The organism is Pseudomonas sp. P4_C8 (assembly GCF_056401975.1).
The window spans coordinates 1-616 of sequence record NZ_JBFUIH010000126.1; the positions used below are offsets into that span (position 1 = coordinate 1).

Annotated in this window: 1 protein-coding gene; it reads left to right on the forward strand. The window is 53.9% G+C overall.

Annotated elements, in window-relative coordinates:
• Positions 1-616, forward strand: a 616-nt coding sequence (locus AC1DWM_RS30175) for a transposase (protein WP_477796902.1), incomplete at both ends; no start/stop codon positions are given.

Below are 616 nucleotides of genomic sequence, written 5' to 3' on the forward strand. Positions count from 1 at the left end.
GCGCTGATGAAATCAATGAAATCAATGGAGCTTGAGCAATTCAATAGCCACGAAAGCGATGCCCGAATGCTGCGAACGCACAAAGGGCCGCAGGTCGGGTACAACGTACAGACAGCCGTGGATGCTGAGCACTGCATGATTGTGCACCATGAAGTGACTCAGGACAGCGATGATCGCAAGCAACTTGAACCGATGGCCAAGGCCGCCAAGGAACAACTTTCGCAAGATGAACTCACGGTCACCGCAGATGCGGGCTACTCGAATGGAAAGCAGTTCCAAGCGTGCGAGGATGAAAACATAACGGCTTATGTGCCTGTGGCGCGGTCACTCAACTCCTGCGGCAAGGAGCAGGCGTTTTTCGATCGAACAGCATTTGCCTACGATGCGTCGCAAGATCGATATCAATGCCCTGCCGGAAAATGGCTGATCTTTAAACAGATCAGCAATAAAGGCCGAATCTACCAGGCAGCGGTCAGCGACTGCGCAAGCTGCCCGTTAAAAGCGCAATGCACCGACGCCCAGCGCCGATACCTCTCACGCCATCTGCACGAAAAGGCTTTCGAGCGAATGGAACGGCGAATGCAGGCACACCCCGAAATGATGGTCAGCCGAAGAT